15 protein-coding genes are annotated in these 21,058 nt (G+C 66.9%); 12 read left to right on the top strand and 3 right to left on the bottom strand.

The genetic code is table 11. The features are described from left to right. Window positions 1-34 precede the first annotated feature (34 nt). From RUU78_RS00385 to RUU78_RS00330, 12 genes are all read left to right on the top strand, one after another. Window positions 35-2,830 carry a hypothetical protein gene (locus tag RUU78_RS00385; RefSeq protein WP_313912598.1) on the top strand — a complete coding sequence of 932 codons (2,796 nt, stop codon included), beginning with the start codon at window positions 35-37 and terminating at the stop codon, window positions 2,828-2,830. Between the two features lie 79 nt (window positions 2,831-2,909). Beyond that, a complete protein-coding gene (locus tag RUU78_RS00380) occupies window positions 2,910-3,350 on the top strand; it encodes a hypothetical protein (RefSeq protein ID WP_313912597.1) in 441 nt (146 codons plus the stop codon). A gap of 154 nt (window positions 3,351-3,504) precedes the next feature. After that, window positions 3,505-5,793, top strand: coding sequence for a hypothetical protein (locus RUU78_RS00375; protein WP_313912596.1), 2,289 nt, complete (start codon window positions 3,505-3,507; stop codon window positions 5,791-5,793). 105 nt (window positions 5,794-5,898) lie between these two features. After that, window positions 5,899-6,441: an ECF-type sigma factor gene (locus tag RUU78_RS00370; RefSeq protein ID WP_313912595.1), complete on the top strand. Its 543-nt coding sequence runs from the start codon at window positions 5,899-5,901 to the stop codon at window positions 6,439-6,441. 52 nt (window positions 6,442-6,493) lie between these two features. Then, window positions 6,494-9,271 (top strand): serine/threonine-protein kinase, encoded by a 2,778-nt coding sequence (locus RUU78_RS00365; protein ID WP_313912594.1) that lies wholly within the window; start codon window positions 6,494-6,496, stop codon window positions 9,269-9,271. A 140-nt stretch (window positions 9,272-9,411) separates the two neighbouring features. Next, window positions 9,412-10,416 (top strand): lytic murein transglycosylase B, encoded by a 1,005-nt coding sequence (gene mltB, locus RUU78_RS00360; RefSeq protein ID WP_313912593.1) that lies wholly within the window; start codon window positions 9,412-9,414, stop codon window positions 10,414-10,416. Next, window positions 10,413-11,402, top strand: coding sequence for a septal ring lytic transglycosylase RlpA family protein (locus tag RUU78_RS00355; RefSeq protein ID WP_313912592.1), 990 nt, complete (start codon window positions 10,413-10,415; stop codon window positions 11,400-11,402). The genes mltB and RUU78_RS00355 overlap by 4 nt, the downstream gene beginning before the upstream one ends. A gap of 187 nt (window positions 11,403-11,589) precedes the next feature. Beyond that, a complete protein-coding gene (locus RUU78_RS00350) occupies window positions 11,590-12,834 on the top strand; it encodes a D-alanyl-D-alanine carboxypeptidase family protein (protein WP_313912591.1) in 1,245 nt (414 codons plus the stop codon). Beyond that, window positions 12,834-13,124, top strand: a complete 291-nt coding sequence (locus RUU78_RS00345; protein WP_313912590.1) for a DUF493 family protein — start codon at window positions 12,834-12,836, stop codon at window positions 13,122-13,124. Before RUU78_RS00350 ends, RUU78_RS00345 begins: the two co-directional genes overlap by 1 nt. After that, window positions 13,124-13,807 (top strand): lipoyl(octanoyl) transferase LipB, encoded by a 684-nt coding sequence (gene lipB / locus RUU78_RS00340; RefSeq protein WP_313912589.1) that lies wholly within the window; start codon window positions 13,124-13,126, stop codon window positions 13,805-13,807. Before RUU78_RS00345 ends, lipB begins: the two co-directional genes overlap by 1 nt. 5 nt (window positions 13,808-13,812) lie before the next feature. Beyond that, complete coding sequence (gene lipA / locus RUU78_RS00335) at window positions 13,813-14,784, top strand: lipoyl synthase (protein ID WP_313912588.1); 972 nt, start codon at window positions 13,813-13,815, stop codon at window positions 14,782-14,784. Window positions 14,785-15,291: 507 nt separating this feature from the next. Beyond that, complete coding sequence (locus RUU78_RS00330) at window positions 15,292-17,514, top strand: carboxy terminal-processing peptidase (RefSeq protein WP_313912587.1); 2,223 nt, start codon at window positions 15,292-15,294, stop codon at window positions 17,512-17,514. 121 nt (window positions 17,515-17,635) lie between these two features. Here RUU78_RS00330 and RUU78_RS00325 read toward each other — a convergent pair whose 3' ends face one another. Genes RUU78_RS00325 through RUU78_RS00315 form a run of 3 tightly spaced genes read right to left on the bottom strand, consistent with a single transcriptional unit; the run spans window position 17,636 to window position 21,048 of the window. After that, window positions 17,636-19,006, bottom strand: coding sequence for a leucyl aminopeptidase family protein (locus RUU78_RS00325; protein WP_313912586.1), 1,371 nt, complete (start codon window positions 19,004-19,006; stop codon window positions 17,636-17,638). Window positions 19,007-19,064: 58 nt separating this feature from the next. Then, window positions 19,065-19,757: an HAD family hydrolase gene (locus RUU78_RS00320; RefSeq protein WP_313912585.1), complete on the bottom strand. Its 693-nt coding sequence runs from the start codon at window positions 19,755-19,757 to the stop codon at window positions 19,065-19,067. A 7-nt stretch (window positions 19,758-19,764) separates the two neighbouring features. Continuing rightward, window positions 19,765-21,048, bottom strand: coding sequence for a substrate-binding domain-containing protein (locus RUU78_RS00315; protein ID WP_313912584.1), 1,284 nt, complete (start codon window positions 21,046-21,048; stop codon window positions 19,765-19,767). Window positions 21,049-21,058: the final 10 nt, after the last annotated feature.

Genomic DNA, 21,058 nt, shown 5'->3' with positions numbered 1-21,058 from the left:
TCGGCAATCGGCGACGGCGTCGCTGCAGAACACCTTGCGCAGCCCGCTGCGCGGTCGCGGCGGCGAACTGCGCCTGCTGCAGGAATTCACGCGCGCCGGGGCCCGTGCGATCGAGGCGCAGTACGCGCCGCTGACCGGTGCGATCCTGCATCGGGCCAACCTCGCCCAGCGGCGCTGGCCCGACGTGCCGGCGCTGCTGCTCAGCGGCGGCGGCGGCGTGGGCAAATCCGCGCTGATATCCGAACTCATCCGCAAGCTGCGCGGGCCGCGCTGGGATGGGCGCGTCGTCGTGCATTTCGATTTCGACGAACCCGCGCTCAAGGCCGGTGACCAGGGCGCGATGCTGCTGGAAGCCGCGCGCCAGATCGCGTTGGCGCGGCCGGCGCTCGATGAAGCGCTGTCCGCATCGCGCGCTAACTTGCGTCGCAGCCTGCTCGAGATCGAGCGCAGCCCGAGCGGCGCCTATGAACGCCTGAAATTTGCGATCACGGTGGAATTGTCGAGCTGGAAGCCGCTGCTCGCCGCCCACGGGATCCACGACCTGGTGCTGGTGCTCGATACGCTGGAAGAAGTCACCGTCGTGGATTTCGCGCGGCTCGATGCGCTGTTCGGCTGGCTCGATACCTTGCGTGTCGACAGCGGTCTGCAGCGCGTGCAGGTGATCGGTAGCGGCCGCGCGCTCGTGCCCGACGGGTCGCGTCCGCGCCTGTGGCCGTATTTCCTCGCCGAACTCGCGCTCGGCGATCTCGGCGCTCGCGCCGCGCGTGCGATGCTGCGAGACCGGCTCCTGCGCGAAAAGCTCGACCAGCATGTGGAGCAGGTCTGGCGCTGCGTCGAGGTCTTCGGCAGCAATCCGCTGGTGCTCAGCATCCTGGCGCGCTACTGCGCTGACAACGATGTCGCGGCGCTGATCGCGCTGCTGGACCAGGCGAGGTCGGACGACGGGCTGGCGCGGTTCGGCGATGCGGCGCAACGGTTTCTGTACGGCCGCATCCTCGAGCGCGTGCGCGACGCGGATATCAAACCGCTGGCCAACCCCGGGCTCGTGCTGCGCCGGGTGACGCCGACGCTGATTCAAGAAGTGCTGGCCGGTCCCTGCGGACTCGGCGCGATCGACACGGCACACGCGCAGGCACTGCTGCAGAAACTGCAGCGACTGGCCTGGCTGGTCACGCCTGACGGCGACGGCCTGCGCCATCGCCGCGACGTGCGCCGGCAGATGCTGGGGCTGATCCTCGACCGCGAAGGGCCGCGCGCGGTCGCGGTCAACCAAGCCGCCGCGCGCTGGTATGCGAAACAGGCCAATGCGTCCGATGCGTCCGGCCCGCGCGACGCGGCGTTGCTCGAGAGCTGGTACCACCGCGGGCTGCTCGGCGAAATCGCGAGCGACAACGAGGCCGACCTGCGCGCGCTCGGCGATCATCTTGGTGAGGATGTCGAGGATCTGCCGGTGCCGGTGCGCGCCGTCGTCAAGCTGGCCAGCGGCCGCACGCTGACGCTGGTTGAGCAAGAAGCGCTGCCAGAGAGGCAGCGCGCCGCCTTCGCGACGCAGCAGTCGCGCCGATTGCGCGTGGAAGGTCTCGACAGTGCGGCGCTGGACAAGGTCAGTTTGCAGTCTGCCGAAAGGACGACGCAACAATCGTTGCGAGAACAAGAATTGACCAGCGAGAGTGCCGCGACTTCATCTTCTGGTGCTGAGACGTCATCCGACGAGCTTGTCCCGATAGTTGGTGCCGGCGACACATCACCCGACTCAGAACTCGTCAAGGCGCTATTCGCGAATGGAAAGTTCGAACAAGTCGCGGCCTTTCTGCCCAAATTACTTGTTGAGTACTGGCAGCGCGTTCAGCTTGTGGGCTCGATCGAGGGAAAACTGGCCAATTTGCCCGTTTACTTAGCCGCAATCGCCGCTCGCGCATTCTCATCCTCGTCGGTTAATTGGTCGACGTTAATTGGTGAACCGACATTTCGCGTCGACGACATTGCCCTATATCACGGTCCGTTTGCCGAGGTTCTTTCGATCGAGATGTTGCTGGCTCCCGTATCGAAGCGACAGGCGCTGCTAGACGATCTTCGTATAGATGCTGGAGACCTCCGTTATGCACGATTGCCGCATGAAGGGTTGCAAGGGAGTGCGGAATGGCAGCTGATGTTCGTATGGGCAATGACCGACAGATTCTCAGCGAACCTGCGGCTCTCGACACTTCCATTTCTTCATCCCGATTTCGTGGACCTGATGTACCAGATTGAGACTTCAGGCACAGGGTCTTATCGACCGGAGGAAGTGAATGCCCATTGGAAACAAACGGCAGCTTTTGATTCACGGACAAGAGGTTGGCGCGACGTCGCCGCTTTGAAGTCGCTCGCGTCGAGTGGTGATCACGGACTGGCAGAACGCGAAATCGATCTGGATAGCATCAATCTTTCTGCAGTCGCTCGAATCGCAGACCGCGCTCATGGTTTGATTCTGTCCATTGACCTCAGTGGCGCGTGCGGTAGTGGTTTCATCCCGATAGGTCTAGTCCCAGAGTTTTATGCGCCAATCCGCACGGCGTTCCAGGGCGAGCTGCAGCCGCCGGAGATCGCGCGACTCGTTGACCAAGTCGCGGGGCCGTTTCGCACCTGGCCCTCGGAACTCGCGCCGCTCCAGTTCGAGGAGGCCGGGACCGACCGCAGCAACGAGCTACTGCCGATCCTGCTGACGATCGCCGACTATCACGGTTGCCTCGGTACCCTCGTGCGTGCGGCAGCCAAGGCGCGACCGGATGCGTACCGCATCGGCCGCGTCGCACAGCTGTTTGACGCATTTGAAGCAGCCTGGGCGCTCTGACAGCCGAGTCAGCCCGGCACCAGACAGCCCCAACACATCGGCGTAGCATCGCAACCAGCCACAGGGAGGCTGTTCGGACATGGCCAATGCCCGCACCCGTTACGACACCATCGCCGAGTTCATGACGCGGCAGCACGATGCGACCGCGACCAGCCTGTACGGCAAGCCGGCGGTGCAGGTCAACGGCACACCGTTTCTGTTCTACATGCTGCCCGGCATGGCGTTTCGCCTGCAGGGACGCGCGCGCGAGCAGGCGCTCGCGCTGCCGGGCGCGACGGCCTGGGCGCCGCTGGGCGTGCCCGGCGAACGCAGTCCGTGGGTGCTGGTGCCGATCGCGAGTTTCCTGCGCTGGGACCGCCTCGCCATCGAGGCCCTGCGCTATGCGCAGGAAGGCAAGGTCAACACGCCCCGGGCCGAGCCGCTGCAAGGTCCGCCCGAGCCGCCGCCCGCGGCGCAGCGCTGGCGCGACAACATAAAGTCGCTGTGGGAGAAGGCGTCGACGTTCCGTCTGACGCGGTAGCGTTCCCCCTGATGCAGTAGCGCGGGTGCGAGTGGCGTGGCGCGACGGTCGTGGCCCGTGTAGCCGGTGTGTTCAGACCCGCGTGTCCAAATCCGCGTGCAAACAGGGTTCCAGTTCTCCGAGGCGGCGATCGGCCGTCGACAGGAGAACGTCAATGCCCTTCCGAATCCTGCTTGCGGGCCTGCTGCTCGCGCTGGCTGCGCCGGCCCAGGCCCTGATCTACAGCGTGGGGTCGGCCACCTCGTGCACGCATACCAGCATCGCCGCGGCGCTCGCCGCGGCCGAGGCACATGCGGGCGCCGATACGGTGCGCATCACACGCCAGCTCAGCTACAGCCAACAGGCGATTGCGTTCACGACCAGCCAGGACCTGACCGTCACCGGCGGCTTCGCTTCCTGCGCTGCGGCCGAGGACGGCATCAACACCGAACTCGACGGCGCAGGCGGCGCCGCGGCGCCGGTGCTCACCATCAGCGTCGGCACCAACGGCATCGTGCGCCTGCGCAAGCTCACCATCACCGGCGGCGACGTGACCGGCACGGGCCGCGGCGGCGGCATCCGCTTCCAGGGCAACGGCATCCTCGACATCGGCGATTCGACCGTGTCGAACAATCGCGCCGGCTACGGCGGCGGCATCGCGGCGCTGGGCACCGGCGAGAGCGCCGAGCTGGTCCTGCGCGCCAATACCTACGTGACGTTCAATACCGCGGCCTACAACGGCGGCGGGCTCGTGCTCGAAGACCTCGAGACCACGATCGAGGATGATTTCACCTGGATCCTGCAGAACACGGCCGAAAGCGTCAGCGGCAGCGGTGGCTATGGCGGTGGCATCGACATCCGGTCCTGCGATCGCGATTCGATCCTGTACCTGGGCAGTCCCGGCGTCGGCGGCTCGGGCGTGGTGTCGGGAAATACGGCCCGCTACGGCGGTGGCATCGCGGTGGAAGGGACCTGCGACAACAGCGCGGAACACGGCGCGCAACTGCGCATGTACTCGACCCATGCGACCCGGCTGACCCGGATCTCCGACAACGTCGCCACCGTGCAGGGCGGCGGCCTCTACGCGAAGTTGTCGGGCAGCTCCGAGGACTACAACCCCGCTAACGTCTACGCGTCAAATGCCTCGCTCACCGGCAACCAGGCGCCCGAGGGCGCGGCGATACAGCTGGCCAACGACGGCACCTTCGGTTCGTTCGCATACTTCAACCAGCCGTCTTCGGTTCCTGGATCGGTGTCGTTTCCTGCATCGGCGCTGCCGTGCAGCGTCGGGGCGCCCTGCGGCCGCATCAGCGACAACCTCAGCCCCGGCGGACGCGTGATCGGCGGCACGGGCGGCAACGTCCTGTACCTCTCGCGCATGGCATTGTCGGGCAACCGCGGCAGCGAGCTGGTCCGTCTCGAGCAAGCCACCATTGATGACGCGCTGATCACCGACAACGAAACCAGTGCGCGCCTGATCGAGGCGGCCAGATTCACGATGCGCGACTCGACCATCGCCGGCAACACGATAGGTGCCGCGCATACGCTCGCCGTCAGCGGGTTCACACAACTGGAGTACCTGATCCACTGGCAGCCCGGCAAGACCACGCTGACCTATGGCGTGAATCCCGATCCCACGCGCGTGCACGACATCATCAGCAGCGAAATCGGTTCGCTGGTGCATCTGTCGAATCCGAACATCTTCCTGGCCGACCCGCGCTTCGTCGATCCGGCCAACGGCGACTATTCGCTGAGCGCCGCGTCGCCGGCCGTGGATTTCACGCTGCGCCAGCCCCTCAACGACGCCAACCAGGATCTCTACAGCCGCAACCGCAGCATCGATCTCGTCCAGGTGCCCGACCGCAATGGCCCCCGCGACATCGGCGCGCTGGAACGCCAGTCCCTGCAGCCGCTCGTGCAGAACAGCATGTTCCTCACCGACCTGCGCAACTGGGTACCGAACGAGGCGAGCACCAGTGCCTGGGATGGGACCGAGAACGGCGACAGCGGCGGTTCCCTGCGACTGAGCCAGTCCAATACCGTGGCGGGCCAGGTCGTGCGTCCGTATACGCAGTGCGTCAACGTGCCGGGTCCGGGCGTCTACCGCATCAGCGCGTTGGGCCGCTCGGCCGGCTTTCTCGCCGGCCAGCGCGACGCCGTGCGGCTACGCTGGGAATACCGCCGCTACGGCAACTACGTCGAGGGCTGCCACGGCACACCGACGCCGGATCGCAGCGGCGAAATCCTCATCACCACCGGCACGAGCTGGGTGCGCGGCAGCGACCTCATCGTGATTCCGGCGAACGAATGGACACGCTTCACGTCGATCCTCTTCGTTCCGGAAGTGATGGAACGCGGACTCGACAGCGGTTCCGGCCTCGGCACGCTGGGCTGGATCGACGCCGTCAGGCTGGAGCCGGCCGACGAGATCTTCGCCGACGATTTCCAGGGTGCCGTTTCGTGACCGGAAACCCCCGACAGGCGAGCTCGCCGGCGCGCGGAAATGCGTCGGCGCGCCGCGAATCGCTGCGCGCGTTGACTAGACTCGTGCGAAAGCCGAGGACGCGCCATGATGCCGAATTCATCTGTGCCAGCCGCGCCGCGCGACGAAGCGCCGGAGGCCTGGTTCGAAGCCGTCTACGACCGGCTCAAGGAACTCGCGCACCGCGAGCTGTCGCGCGGTTCGCGCGGCACGCTGGATACGACGGCGCTGGTGCACGAGCTGTATCTGCGCATGAATGTGCGCGAGGAACTGACCTTCGAGCAGGCAGGCCAGTTCTTCGTGTACGCCTCGCGCGCGATGCGTCACCTGCTGATCAACCGCGCGCGCGACCGCGTGCGCCAGAAGGCTGGCGGCGACTGGGTGCGCATCACGCTTTCCGCCGCAGGCGATCTGCCTGCGGCGGTCGAGAGCGCGGAGCAGGCGCTGGCGATCGAAGAAGCGCTGGAGCGACTCGAACAGGAGGACGCCCGCGCGGCGCGCGTGTTCGAGCTGCGCTATTTCGCCGGGCTGGATGCCGGGCAGATCGCGCAGATCCTCGGCGTGACGCGGCGCACGGCCGACCGCGACTGGCGCTACGCGCGCGCGTTCCTGCTCACGACACTGACATGATTCGCGTGCGGCACAGGACCGCGGCATTGCTGCGACGTAGTGTCCCGCGCGCATGAACCGCCCGCACCTGCGCGAACTGTTCGACGCCGCGCTCGATCTCGCCGCGGACGAGCGTGCGGCATGGCTCGTGCGGCAGTGCCCGGACGCCGCGCTGCGCGCCGAAGTCGAGAGGCTGCTCGCGGCCGACGCGGCACAATCGGCGCATGTGATCGACGGCCGCGTCGAGCAACTGCTGGACGCAGTCGGTGAGATTGCCGCGCCGATGCCGCCGGCAGGCACGCGCATCGGCGGTTTCCTGTTGCACGAAAAGCTCGGCGAAGGTGGCTCGTCGGTCGTGTTCCGCGCCAGCCGCGAACAGGCCGGCGTGACCCAGTTCGTGGCACTGAAAGTATTGCGCAGGAATCTGTATACGGTCGACGAGCAGCGCCGCTTCCGCGACGAGCGTCGTGCACTGAGTCAGCTGCAGCATCCCGGCATCGCGCGTCTGGTCGAAGGCGGCATCACCGAGGCCGGGACGCCCTACATTGCGCTGGAACTGATCGAAGGCGAGCCGCTGCTCGACCACGTGCGGCGCGCACAGCTCGATCTGGCGGCGCGCCTGCGCCTGTTCGTCGGCGTCTGCCGGGCGGTCGATGCGGCCCATCACGCCCTGATCGTGCATCGTGATCTGAAGCCGTCGAATGTGCTCGTCACGCCGCAAGGACAGGTCAAGCTGCTCGATTTCGGCATTGCCAAGCTGCTGGACGCCGAGGCCGGGATCGATTCCACCCACACCGCGCAGGCGCCGATGACACCGGCCTACGCCGCGCCCGAGCAATTCCAGCGCGGCCAGATCACCACGGCGACCGACGTGTATTCGCTTGGCGTGATGCTCGGTGAACTGATCACGGGTCAGCGGCGCGAGGCCGGCGATTCGCGCACGCCCTCGTCGCAACTCGAGGACACGGCCGTGCCCGGCGCGCTGCCGGCACCGCCGGTGCGCATGCGCCGGATGCTGCGCGGCGATCTCGACAATATCGTGCTGCAGGCCAGTGCGGAGGAACCGCGGCGGCGTTACGCGAGTGCCGGCGCGCTGGCCGACGATATCGAGCGTCACCTGCGCGACCAGCCGGTCAGCGCGCATCCGCCGTCACGCTGGTATCGCGCCAGCAAGTTCGTCCGGCGTCATCGCGGCGGCGTCGTCACGTCCGCGGCGCTGCTGATTGCCGTCGCTGCCGCGCTCGGTATTGCACTGTGGCAGGGGCGTATCGCGCGGCATTCGGCGCAGCGCGCCAACGCGATGCGCGATTTCATGGTGGAGGCTTTCGCCGAAGCCAAGCCCGGCGCACCGCGCGACGGCGCGCCGCGCATCACCGACGTCGTGAGCCAGGCCATCGCCAAGGCTCGCGCCGACGGCGCGATGAATCGCGCCGTGCGTACTGAACTGATCGCGCAGCTCGGTGCGGTGCTGCTGGCGCAGGCTGACATCACGGGTGCGCGCGAGGTCCTGCAGTGGAACTACGACGAAGCGCGCGCGCGGTTCGGCGACGACGATGCGCTGGTGCTGGAAGCGGGAACGCCGCTGAGCGAGGCGCTGGTGCTCGCGGGTGACTATTCCGCCGCACGCGTGCTCGTCGACACGCTGCTCGCACGCGTGCCGGCGGCGGACAAGAAACGCGCCGCCGAACTGCGTCAGCGTTCGGCGCATCTGGCCAACCGTGGCGGCGACTATCGACGCGCGCTCGCGGAAGCCGGCGTCGCGCTCGACCTGGCACGTGCGTCGGGCAACCGGCAATCGCTGCAGCAGGCGATGATCTACCTGGCCAATCAGCAGCTGGCCGTAGGCGATATCGCGGCCGCGACGGCGATGCTGGAAGAATCCGTCGCCTTGGTCGAACGGGAGTTCGGCCCCGTCCATCTCAAGATGGCCGAGACGCGCGCGCTGTTGTCGCGAGCCTATCGGCGCGGCGGCGACCTGGCGCGTGCGGAAACCCAGATCCGCAGCGCGCTCGCGATCGTCGACGCCGTGCTGCCGCCCGACCACGCCGATCGTGCCTACTACCTGAATGCGCTGACCCTGCTGCTGATCCGGCAACGCGACTTCGAGGGCGCGCTCGCTGCCGCGAGCGAAGGGCTGCGCATCAATCGCGCGGCAGTCGGCGACACTCACACGGATGTCGGCAACGATCTCAACTCCGTCGGGGCGCTGCACGCCATGCTCGGCGACTACGCCGCCGCAGTCCCGCCGCTGCGCGAGTCGACGCGACTGGCCGAAGAATCCCTGGGCAGTCCACACGTGGAAACCGCGCTGACCCGGACCAACTATGGCGACGCGCTGGCGCGATCCGGCGAGGTGAGCCGCGGCGAAGCCGAAATCCGCGCTGCGCTGGCTCAATACGAAGCGCTGCCGCAACGCGATTTCGAACAGGAAGCCAAGGCCTGGGAAAAGCTCGCGCGGCTGCGCCTGGAGCGTGGTGAGCCAGTAACCGCGCTGGAGCTGTTGACCTGGCTCGACGCCGCATTGACCAACGTTGCCGCGGCGTCGGCGTACTGGGACGGCCGCGCGGCCGCACTGCGCGCGAACGCCGTGCTGTTGCAAGGCGATACGGCCGCAGCCATCGCTCTGCTCGACACGGCAGCGCTGGCCCAGTCGCGCTCGAACGATCCGCATGTTGAACTGGCCACCGAAATCGCACTGCTGCGCGCCGTGGCGGCGAAGCGATCGGGCCGCGCCGATGCCGCGCAGCGACGCGACGACGCGCTGCAGCGACTGGAGCAGTTGCGCCATGCGCCGGCGCAGCTGCGCGCCTGGGGTCGGGAGCTCGGGGATGCCGCGGCGGCGCAACCCTGAACCCAGTGCCGACACGACCCGGCGGCCGTACATAACCCACGCGGAGGCTGAGCTGAACCGTGACTGCGGCGCGGGTTTGGCTCCGCGATACGCATGCTAACCTAGCGCCTGTTTGCCCAGATGCTGGCCAGGCGCTATCGATGTCCGTGTTTTTCCGTGTTGTTTCCGCCTTCGCGGCTCCGCTGCTCGCCGTTTCCGTCGCTTTTGCCGAGGATGCGCCGGCCGCGCCCACCCAGGCCCAGCAGGTCTTCGCCGCCGACCAGGCGCGCGACTTCGGCCTCGACGCCGATGCGGTCCTGGCGATACTCGCCAAGGCCGAATACCAGCAGAGCATCATCGACGCGATCTCGCGTCCGGCCGAGGCGACCAAGCCCTGGAAGGACTATCGGCCGATCTTCATCACCGACCTGCGCCGCGACGGCGGCATCGCGTTCTACCGCGACAACCGCGAACTCATCGACAAGGTCGCGGCGGAATTCCAGGTGCCGCCGTCGATCATCGTCGCCATCATCGGCGTGGAAACCAGCTACGGAAAGATCACCGGCAAGTATCGTGTACTCGACGCGCTGAGCACGCTGGCCTTCCACTATCCGCCGCGCGAGAAATTCTTCCGCGAGCAACTGTCGCAGCTGCTGCGTCTCAACGACGGCCATCTGGCTTATCCGATCGAGGAACTACGCGGCTCCTATGCCGGCGCCATGGGCTGGGGACAGTTCATGCCGACCTCGATCGCGAAATTCGCGCGCGACTACGACGGCGACACGCGCATCGACCTGTGGAATTCGCGGGCCGACATCGTCGCCAGCATTGCGAGCTATTTCCAGGGCCACGGCTGGGAGCAGGGCGGTCCGGTCGCGGTGCGCGTGCGGCCTGCGGACGGGGCGCGGGACATCACGCCGGCCAACAGCGAGCCGGTTTATCCGCTGGAACAGCTGATCGCCTGGGGCTATGCGCCCGAGGAACACTTCGACCCGCAGCGTCCGGCGACACTGCTCAAACTCGAAGGCGACGAAGGCACCGAATTCTGGGTCACGTTCCAGAACTTCCATGTGATCACGCGCTACAACCGCAGCCCCATGTACGCGATGGCGGTCAAGCAGCTCGCCGAGGCGATTGCCGCCGGCGTCGAGGGCACCGGTCCGTGAAGCGGGCGCTGGTGCTGCTGGCGCTCGCGCTGCTGGCTGGCTGCGGCGGCAAGAAAACGCATCGGCCTGCGCCGCCGACCACGCAGCGCCCGCCGGTAGCCACCGCGCAGCCACAACCTGCACCCGCGGCGCCCGAGACCAGCCTCAGCCAGGCCGAACGCTATCGCCAGGCCCAGGACGATGGTCCTCGCGAGGCGCTCGATGTCACCACGATCGAAGAACCCGAACCGAAGCACGAGCCGCCGTCGCGTTACGGCAACCGCTCGCCATACAACGTGCTCGGGCGCACCTACCAGGTGCTGCCGACATCGCGCGGCTATGTCGAGCGCGGCATCTCGTCGTGGTATGGCAACAAGTTCCACGGCTACATGACGTCGAGCTTCGAGCCCTACGACATGTATAAATTCACTGCCGCGCACAAGTCGCTGCCGCTGCCGAGCTGGGCGCGCGTGACGAATCTCGAGAACGGCAAGAGCGTGGTGGTGCGCGTCAACGATCGCGGTCCGTTCCATGACAACCGCCTGATCGACCTGTCGTATGCGGCGGCGGTCAAGATTGGTGTGTGGCCCAAGGGCACGGGTCTGGTCGAAGTGCGGGCGCTGACGCCGGGCGAGGTCGAGCCCGCCGCGCGCCCCGCCGCGACCGTCGCCAGGACGCCGCCGCGACCCTTGCCGAGGACCACGACTGTCGATGCGCGCGCGTCGACGCCAGCCCCGACTACGGCCGTCGCCGATGCCAACGCGACCGCACAGCCGCGTATCTATCTGCAGGTCGGCGCATTCGGCGAACAGGCCAATGCCGATCGCGCCGCGCAGCGCGTGAGTGCGGCCAGACTCGGCGACGTGCGCGTGGTCGAGGCCTCGGTCAACGGCCGCAGCGTGCGCCGCGTGCGCCTGGGCCCGCTGCGCGACGTGGAGGAGGCCGACCGGCTGAGCCAGGAATTGCGTCGCCTTGGCCTGGGCGAAGCGCGTGTTGCGATTGATTGAGAAGCCGCAGAATGCCCAGCCTGCCCGAACCGAGTACGAGCCCTTCAAGAAAGAGCCGGATGAAGCCCTCCCCTTGAAGGGGAGGGCTAGAAGCACCGGCTTTCCTTCTAAAACAGGGAGGGCTCAACGCTCTCGAACTCTTGAAAACGCCAGCGCTGCCGCGCCGGCCCCACTGTACGGAAGACTCATGTCGTATCGCTTGAACCTGCTTGCCACCGTTCTTCTGACCGCCTGCTGCGGCCTTGCCGCTGCGCAGACGCCCGCGCCGGCCACGCCGAAACCAGCCGCGCCGACGCCGCTCACTGCCCCGATGCCGCCGCCGCCGACGCTGGATGCCAAAGCCTGGGTGCTGATGGACTACGCCACCGGCCAGATCCTGGCCTCGAGCAATCCGGACGAGCGCGTCGAACCGGCGTCCATCACCAAGATCATGACCTCCTACGTGGTCTCGGCCGAGCTTGCCGCCGGCAAGGTCAAGCCTGGCGACGAGGTCTTCATCAGCGAAAACGCCTGGCGTGGCGGTGGTGCCGGCACGGACGGCTCGACCAGCTTTCTGGCGCTCAATTCAAAGGTGAAGCTGCACGACCTGCTCATGGGCATGATCGTGCAGTCCGGTAATGACTCAGCCATCGCGCTGGCCGAGCATCTGGCCGGTTCGGAAGCCGTGTTTGCCGACCTCATGAACGAGTACGCCAAGCGCCTGGGCCTCAAGGACACGCATTTCGTCAATGCCAGCGGCCTGTCCGCGCCGGAGCACTACACCACGGCACACGACATCGCGACCCTGTCGCGCGCGCTGATCCGCGATTTTCCCGAGGACTACAAGATCTATGCGATCAAGGAGTTCGAGTGGAACGGTATCAAGCAGCACAACCGCAACGCGCTGCTCTGGCGCGACGCCTCGGTCGACGGCATCAAGACCGGCCATCACTCCGCGGCCGGCTATTGCCTCGCGGCGTCGGCCAAACGCGACGATGAGCGCCTGATCACCGTGGTCATGGGCACCAAGGGCGAGAAGGTCCGCGCCGACATGACCCAGGAACTGCTCAACTACGGTTTCCGTTTCTACGAAACCCACAAGCTCTACAGCGCCGACCAGCCGGTCGCCGAACCCACCTTGTGGAAGGGCCTGGCCGACACCATCCAGCTCGGCGTGACGCAGGACGTGCTCGTGACCCTGCCGCGCGGCCGTTATGCCGACCTGAAGGCGTCGATGGACGTGCCGGGCCGCTTCGTCGCCCCGTTCACGAAGGGCCAGAACCTCGGCACGCTGCGCATCCTGCTCGACGGCAAGCCGCTGATCGAACGGCCGATCGTCGCGTTGCAGGAGTACCCTGAAGCCGGCTTCATGCGCCGTGTCGGTGACAGCGTGATGCTGTGGTTCAAGAGCGACGAATCGGTGCAGCCGAGCAAGCAACCGGATACCAAGTAATGCGCAACCTGGATGACATCCAGCCCGAATCACCGCAACAGGGCTTCCAGTTTCCCGGCGTCTTTGAGATCACCGCGCTGGGCAATTCCGCGGTCGACCTTGCCGCACGCGTTCCCGCGCTGCTGGCCGGCATCGGCCTGAACGTGCTAGACGGCAGCCTGCGTACGCGGCCGTCGCGCGAAGGCAACTATCTGTCGGTCACGGTCAGCTTCACCTGCCCGGACCGCGAGAGATACGACGCCGCTCACGAGGTGCTGCGCGCCGACCCGGACGTCCGCTGGACCCTGTGATGAGCCAGATGCCGCCAGTGCTCGTGCGCGAATTGCCTGGCCTGTGGCCGTACGAGCCGGTCTGGCGTGCGATGCAGGCGTTCACCGACGCGCGCACCGCGGAAACGCCCGACGAGTTCTGGCTGCTGCAGCACGAACCGGTATTCACCCAGGGCCAGGCCGGCAAGGCCGAACACGTGCTCGCGCCCGGCGATATCCCGGTGATCGCGGTCGATCGCGGCGGCCAGGTCACGTATCACGGTCCCGGCCAGATCATGGCGTACGTGCTGGTCGACCTGCGCCGGCGCGGCCTGGGTGTGCGTGAACTCGTGCAGCGGATCGAGCAGGCTGTCATCGACACGCTGGGCCACTGGAACATCGGCGCAGAGCGACGCGAAGGCGCCCCGGGCGTCTACGTCAACGAGGCCAAGGTCGCGGCGCTCGGCCTGCGCGTGCGGCGCGGCTGTTCCTTCCACGGACTGGCCTTCAACGCGGCCATGGACCTGGAACCGTTCCACCGCATCAATCCCTGTGGTTATAAGGGTTTGGCTGTTACCCAGGTGCTAGACTTGGGCGGTCCGGCCAGCCTGGCGGTCCTGCAATCCAGCCTCGTCGACGAGCTTGCGCGACAGCTGGGCCTGCAGCCCCGGAGAGCCGATCCCGTCATCCCCGCGGCGCCCGTTCGCGTCGCCGCCCTCGCGTGAATCGCATGGACTCCTCGATCTCCAAGGCAATCCCCATCGTCGTCGTCGGCGAAAAGCAACTCGGCGAAGACAAGATCGCGCGCAACCGCGCGGTGTTCGACCAGGCCCCCAAGCTGCGCAAGCCGGACTGGATCCGCGTTCGCATCCCGCCGGGCAATGCCGTCGCCAAACTCAAGGCCAAACTGCGCGAGAACCGCCTCGTCACGGTCTGCGAAGAAGCCTCCTGCCCGAACATCCACGAGTGCTTCGGCAAGGGTACTGCCACGTTCATGATTCTCGGCGAGGTCTGCACGCGGCGCTGCTCATTCTGCGACGTCGCGCATGGCCGGCCCAAGCCGCCCGACCCGCACGAGCCACGCCACCTCGCCGACACCATCCGCGACATGGCCTTGCGCTATGTCGTCATCACCTCGGTGGATCGCGACGACCTGCGCGACGGCGGCGCCCAGCACTTCGCCGACTGCATCCGCCTCGTGCGCGAGCAGAGCCCGACCATCCAGATCGAGATCCTGACCCCGGATTTCCGCGGCAAGGGCCGCATGGAACGCGCGCTCGAGATCCTCGCGACAGCGCCGCCCGACGTGTTCAACCACAACCTCGAAACCGTGCGCGAGATTTACCGCGAGGTAAGACCCGGCGCGGACTACGACTGGTCGCTGGACTTGCTCAAGCGCTTCAAGGCCCAGCATCCGGACGTGCCGACCAAGTCCGGCATCATGCTCGGCCTCGGCGAGAATTTCGGACAGGTCGAAGCCGCGATGCGTGACCTGCGCGCGCACGACGTCGACATGATCACGATCGGCCAGTACCTGCAGCCGACACCGCACCACCATCCCGTCATCCGCTACTGGACGCCCGACGAGTTCAAGGCGCTCGAGACGCTCGGCTACGCGATGGGTTTCCAGCACGTCGCCTCCGGGCCGATGGTGCGCTCGTCCTATCACGCCGACGAGATGGCGCACGCCGCGGGCATCTGATCCGCGGCTCCTGCAGGGAAAAAACAGGCCGCATTGGCTTTGCCGCAGCGCCTGACACCCTGGCCGCTCGCTGCCGCCCGATCTCCGGCGCGCCGATGAACGTCACGCGGACCCGACCATTGGGCGCTGCATAGGTCATCGGTCATGCGGAACTTTCGCCGTGCCTGATGTGCCGATACCAACGGCTTGCGCCGTCGTGATCCTCAGCGGCGGATGCGGGCGCTACGCAAAGAGGCGGCCTCGGCCGCACACGCCGGGTATCGCCTGACAACGTCGAGTCATGTGACGAAACTGGCCGGATTGCCGGTTTTTTTCGAAACTTTACCGGCAGCCATGACAGACTGCCGAAAAAGCGCTGGAAATTCGCTCAGGAGCACCGCATCTCGCGGTGGAATGCGCGGATCGACGTATAGAATCGTCGCCAGTGCTTGTATTGCGATCACCGGCGAAACGCACGGTCCGTGAATTTTCCAGGCAACAGCAGCGGTTTCTGGTTCGGAGAACTACATGCGCAAGACCCTGATCGTCCTCGCTCTCATCGCCTCGGGCATCGTCGCGGCCAAGCCGACCGGGCAGTCCGGTCCGCTACTCAAGCCCGTCGAAGACCAGGCCGAGGCGGCCATCTGGGCCTCGCGCTTCCTGACCCGCTTCCACTACAAGGCCGTGCCGCTCGACGACGCCATGTCGGCCAAGATGTTCGACGCCTATTTCGAATCGCTCGACGGCGAAAAACTGTTCTTCCTGAAATCCGACGTGGACCGCTTCAGCGGCGCGCGCGAACAGCTCGACGACGCGATCTTCAACAAAGACCTCACGATGCCGTTTGCGGTCTTCAATCTTTACCTGCAGCGCGTGGCCGAACGCACGGCCTTTTCGCGCAAGCAGCTGGAAAAACCCTTTGATCTCGGCGCCGATGAAAGCTACGCCTTCGACCGCGAGCACGCCGCCTGGGCCTCGACGACGGCCGAACTCGACGACCTGTGGCGCAAGCGCGTGAAAAACGACGTGCTGCGGCTCAAGCTCGCGAGCAAGAAGGACGACGAGATCCGCAAGACCCTCGACAAGCGCTACGCCGGCTTCGGCGATCGCGTTTCGCAGATCAACAGCGAAGACGTGTTCCAGACCTTCATGAACGCGTACGCGACCTCGATCGAGCCGCATACCAATTACCTTGGCCCGCGCGCGAGCGAGAACTTCGACATCTCCATGAAGCTGTCGCTAGAAGGCATCGGCGCGGTGCTCCAGCGCGAAGACGAATACACCGCGATCCGCGAGATCGTGCCGGGCGGCCCGGCATCGCTGTCGGGCAAGCTCAAGGTCGGCGATCGTATCCTCGGCGTCGGCCAGGGTGAGAACGGCACCATCAACGACGTGATCGGTTGGCGCCTCGACGACGTGGTCGAACAGATCCGCGGCCAGAAGGACACGGTCGTGCGCCTGGAAGTGCTGCCGGCCGACGGCGGCCCCGACGCGAAGCATCAGATCCTTTCGCTGGTGCGCAAGAAAGTCAGCATCGAGGAACAGGCGGCCAAAAAGCAGATCATCGAGGTCAAGGACGGCGAGAACACGCGCCGCCTCGGCGTGATCCAGCTGCCGACGTTCTATCTGGATTTCGACGCGCGCCGCCGCGGCGACAAGGACTACAAGAGCGCGACGCGCGATACCGCCAAGCTGCTGGCCGAACTCAAGCAGGAGAAAGTCGACGGTGTCGTGATCGACCTGCGCAACAACGGCGGCGGCTCCCTGAGCGAAGCGACCGAGCTCACCGGTCTGTTCATCGACCAGGGTCCGGTAGTGCAGGTGCGCAGCGCGCAGGGCCGCGTCGAAGCCGAGGAAGACCGACAGTCCGGCATGACCTGGGACGGTCCGCTCGCGGTCATGGTCAACCGCGGTTCGGCCTCAGCCTCGGAAATCTTTGCCGCGGCGATCCAGGACTACGGCCGCGGCCTGATCATCGGCGAGCCCACCTTCGGCAAAGGCACGGTGCAGATGCTCGTCGATCTCGACAACGCCGCGCAGAACGAGAAGCCGAAGTACGGCGAACTCAAGATGACCAGCGCGCAGTTCTTCCGCATCAACGGCGGCACGACGCAGCTACGCGGCGTCGTCCCTGACATCACGTTCCCCGACGGCGGCGAGGCCAAGGAATTCGGCGAGTCCAGCTACCCCAACGCGCTGCCGTGGAGCTCGATCACGCCGGCCTCGTACGAAGCCGTGGCCGACCTCAAGCCGATCCTACCGATGCTCGCGACGCGTCACGAGGCGCGCATCGCCAAATCGAAGGAATGGCAGTACTACGCCGAGGACCAGGCCGAAGTGAAGCGCCTGCGTGCCGAGAAGACCGTGTCCCTCAACGAGGCCGAGCGGCGCAAGGAACGCGACGACCAGGAAGCGCGCAAGAAAGCGCGCGACGCCGAACGCGCCGCCTTCGAGAAGACCGAAAAGTCCGATGTCTCCATCGCGAGCGCGACGACGACCGCGATCAGCGAAGGTAGCACCGCCGAGGATGCCGCCGCGACCATCGCGCAGGCCACCGACGACGGCCTGCAGGCCGACGAGCGCAGCATCAAGAGCCAGGTCGAACGCGAGAAGCAGGCCAAGCAGCGCAAGGATGTCGCGCTGGAAGAGGCCGCGCATATTCTCGCCGACGAAGTCGGTCTGATCCGCGCGGACACCAAGCTCGCGCAGCAGGTGCTGCCGCAGTCGGGAGCGCGGATCAGCGTCGACTGATCGTCAATGGCGTTGCATTGGCAAACAAAAAACCCCGGTCGTGGCCGGGGTTTTTTCGTATTGCGCGACGCAAGGATTCGATCTCGTACCGGTACCGATTCCTGCCGTGCCTGGCGCGGCTTTATTTTCCGCCGTAGCGCTGGCGCAGGAATTCCAGGTACGCGCGCAGCCCCTGCGCCTCGCCGCCCTTGGGTTTGCCGGGGCGCTCGCCGTCGTTCCACGAATACACGTCGAGGTGCGCCCACGGAATCGTGTCGGCGACGAAGCGCTCGAGGTAGAGCGCGGCGGTGACGGCACCCGCGTGGCGCGAGGGGCCGGCATTGGCGATATCCGCGATGCCGGATTCGAGCAGGGTGAGGTAGGGCCGATGCAGCGGCATGCGCCAGAGCGGATCCTGCTGCGCGATACCGGCGTCGAGCAGCTGCTGGGCGATATCGTCGCGGTTGCAGAACAGCGCCGGCAGGTCGGGGCCGAGCGCGACGCGCGCCGCGCCCGTGAGCGTGGCGAAGTCGAGGATCAGGTCGGGCTTCTGCTCGGTCGCGTAGGCGAGCGCATCGCAGAGCACGAGGCGGCCTTCGGCGTCGGTGTTGTCGATTTCGACGGTGATGCCCGAGCGCGTCGTGATGACTTCGCCGGGGCGATAGGCGTTGCCGGCAACGGCGTTCTCGACGGCGGGGATCAGCAGGGTCAGGCGCACGGGCAACTTGGCCTGCATCACCAGCCCGGCCAGCGCGATCGCATGCGCCGCGCCGCCCATGTCCTTTTTCATCCAGCGCATGCCGTCGGCGGGCTTGAGGTCCAGGCCGCCGGTATCAAAGCACACGCCCTTGCCGACGATGACGAGGTGCGGGCCTTTCTTGCCCCAGCTCAGCTCGCCCAGGCGCGGCGGACGATGGCTCGCGCGGCCGACGGCGTGGATGGTCGGAAAGTTGTTCTTGAGCAGCGCATCGCCGACCCATTCGCGGTATTTCGCGCCATGTGCCTTGCCGAGGTCGCGCATCGCGGCGCAGAGCTGCTCCGGACCCATGTCCTCGGTCGGCGTGTTGATCAGGTCGCGCACACGCGTCGCGGCCTCGACCAGCGGCCCGACTGCGGCGATCACCGACGCATCGACGGCTAGCTGCGCCGGCGCGCGGCGCGCCTTCTTGTAGCGCGTGAACTGGTAGGCGCCCAGCGCCCAGCCCAGCGCGACGCGCGGCAGGTCCACGACTTCATTGCCGAACCGATAGTCGCCGGGCGGCAGACGCTGCGGCAGGCTCGACAGCGCGTAGATATCGTCAGGACGCCCGATGCCCAGCAGGATGCAGCGCAGGCTGCCGTCGTCGGCGGGCACGTTGACCAGGCTGCCGGCATCGGCCTTGAAGCCCTGCGCCTCGACCCAGCGCCGCGCTTTCGCGCCGAGCGCTTTCAAGTGCGCCTCGAGCGTGTCCTGGGTCAGCGCGATCAGCTCGATCGCACGGCTGTTGCGGCGCAATTCGGTCAGTCCTTGCATACGATTCCTAAGCTTCGGTGGCGGGGCGGTGACGCGTCGTGCGTGGTGTATGCGGAGTTCAGGCGGCGAGCTTCAGCTCCAGCCAGTCGGCCAGTTCGGACAGATCGCGGAATTCGAAATCCGGTCGCTGCGGCTGCGACCAGGTCTGGCCGTGGCGGTTCAGCCAAGCGCTGGGCAGGCCCGCGCCACGCGCGCCATGCACGTCCAGCAGCGGGTCGTCACCGACATGCAGCACATGCTCGGGCGCGACGCCGAGCCGGCGGCAGGCTTCGTGGAAGATCGCCGGTTCCGGCTTGGCCGCGCCGAATTCGCGCGCGGTCACGCAATCGGCGAACAGGTGGCGCAGGCCGATGCGGCCCAGGTCGGCATTGCCGTTGGACAGGCTGATCAGCGGCAGGCGTGCGGCGAGGCGTTGCAGCGCGGGCAAGGCGTCGGCGTAGAGCTCGACCTCGTTGCGCGCCGCGTAGAACGCCTCGAACGCGGCGTCGATGATGTCCTCGCCATAGCCGTGTGGCTGCAGCGCCGTCGTCAGGCTGAGCTTGCGCTGCGCGGTGTAGTCGTGGGCGAGATGCGGGTTCTCGCTCGCGATGCGGTCGCGCAGGACGCGCATCGATGCGACCGGATAGGCCACGGCCACGGGCGGACAATGCTGCAGCAGCCAGTCGTGCAGGCGTTGTTCGGCGCGCAGCACGATGGGCCCTATCGGCCAGAGCGTATCGTCGAGGTCGAGACTGATCGCCTTGATCTGCATCTGCGGATCAGCCGCCGCTGGTGTCCCCGGCCTTGGCGTCGGTCTTGCCCTTCGCCTTGGCGTCGGCTTTCTTGGTCGCAGCCTTCTTGTCGCGGGCTTCGGCGGCCTGCGCCTTGGCGTCCTGGGTCAGGGTGGACGTCGGTGCGACGCGGCTCAGCGCGGCGGCGGTCGCAGCCGGTGCGGACAGCGGCGTTTCGTTGACCTTGGTTTCGATCATGGCCAGGCGTGCCTCGTCGCCGGCCTTCAGCGCAAGGCCATCCGCATACGGCACGAGCTGGCGCTTGAGCAGGGTGGCCCGGGCCGGCGGTGTGTCGAGCCAGGCGATGAACTCCTTGACCGCCGCGGCGTTCGTGCCGTCTTCGCGCAGCGCGACATAGACCGGCGTATACAGCGGATAGCTGCCGTCGCGCACGCTCGCGGTCGACGGCACCACGCCTTCGACCTTGAGCAGCTTGAGCTTGGGATTGCCCGCCGTGTTGGACAGCGTGCTGACGCCCAGGCCCGACGGATCGAGCGTGACGCCCTCTTCGAGCTTGGAGGTATTGAGGTAGACGCGCGGCACGGCCACGCGCTGGTCGCCGTTGCGGAAGATCAGCCAGCGCAACGCGTATTCCACGCCGTCCAGCGGACCGGCGACGGCATACATGTTGATGCCCTTGTCGTTGCCGCCGAGCACCTTCCAGTTGTCGGCGCGGCCGTAGTAGACGCGCCAGATGTCCTTGATCGAGATGCCCGATACCGGGTTTGCCGGCGAGGTGATCATGACCAGACCGTCCCAGGCCACCGGGATGAAGGTGAGGCCGGATTCCTCGCTGCGCTTGGGATGGTTCGGACGCAGGCTGCCGGCGAAATCCGCGCTGCCCTGCAGGACCGCGTCGATGCCCGAAATGGTGCTGAACGGCGTGAGCTGGATGCGGACCTTCTTCTCGCGTTCGTACTGCTTGGCCAGGTCGTTCATCAGGCCGCGTGCGCTGGCGATGTCGCCGCGCCAGATCAGGGTCGGGCCAGCGGCGGCCTTGGCGGTCGCGGGCTTTGCGGCAGGTTTGGCGGCGGGCTTGGCCGTGGCTGGTTTGGCAGCGGCGGGTTTGGCGGCTGCCGGAGCAGCCGGCTTGGCCTCGGCCGGCGTGGCCGCAGGAGCGGCGGCGGGCTTGGCGGCGACGGGTGCCGGTGTCGCGGACTTCGCTGGCACGGCCGCCGGCTCGGCGGCCAATGCTGGCGCGAGCCAGCAGCTGGCGATGGCGAGGAAAAGAGCGCGCGGCAGGGCGCGGCGGAACGGACGCGAAATGATCACCGATGAAAAC

The organism is Tahibacter sp. (genome assembly GCF_032229445.1).
Lineage (GTDB): Bacteria > Pseudomonadota > Gammaproteobacteria > Xanthomonadales > Rhodanobacteraceae > Tahibacter.
This window is presented reverse-complemented; position numbering and strand designations above follow the sequence as displayed.

Coding starts and splice junctions, on each gene's coding strand:
- RUU78_RS00350 (WP_313912591.1), top strand. CDS start 11,590: ATGTCGTATCGCTTGAACCTGCTTGCCACCGTTCTTCTGACCGCCTGC.
- RUU78_RS00375 (WP_313912596.1), top strand. CDS start 3,505: ATGCCCTTCCGAATCCTGCTTGCGGGCCTGCTGCTCGCGCTGGCTGCG.
- lipB (WP_313912589.1), top strand. CDS start 13,124: ATGAGCCAGATGCCGCCAGTGCTCGTGCGCGAATTGCCTGGCCTGTGG.
- RUU78_RS00325 (WP_313912586.1), bottom strand. CDS start 19,006: ATGCAAGGACTGACCGAATTGCGCCGCAACAGCCGTGCGATCGAGCTG.
- mltB (WP_313912593.1), top strand. CDS start 9,412: ATGTCCGTGTTTTTCCGTGTTGTTTCCGCCTTCGCGGCTCCGCTGCTC.
- RUU78_RS00330 (WP_313912587.1), top strand. CDS start 15,292: ATGCGCAAGACCCTGATCGTCCTCGCTCTCATCGCCTCGGGCATCGTC.
- RUU78_RS00365 (WP_313912594.1), top strand. CDS start 6,494: ATGAACCGCCCGCACCTGCGCGAACTGTTCGACGCCGCGCTCGATCTC.
- RUU78_RS00370 (WP_313912595.1), top strand. CDS start 5,899: ATGATGCCGAATTCATCTGTGCCAGCCGCGCCGCGCGACGAAGCGCCG.
- RUU78_RS00380 (WP_313912597.1), top strand. CDS start 2,910: ATGGCCAATGCCCGCACCCGTTACGACACCATCGCCGAGTTCATGACG.
- lipA (WP_313912588.1), top strand. CDS start 13,813: ATGGACTCCTCGATCTCCAAGGCAATCCCCATCGTCGTCGTCGGCGAA.
- RUU78_RS00320 (WP_313912585.1), bottom strand. CDS start 19,757: ATGCAGATCAAGGCGATCAGTCTCGACCTCGACGATACGCTCTGGCCG.
- RUU78_RS00345 (WP_313912590.1), top strand. CDS start 12,834: ATGCGCAACCTGGATGACATCCAGCCCGAATCACCGCAACAGGGCTTC.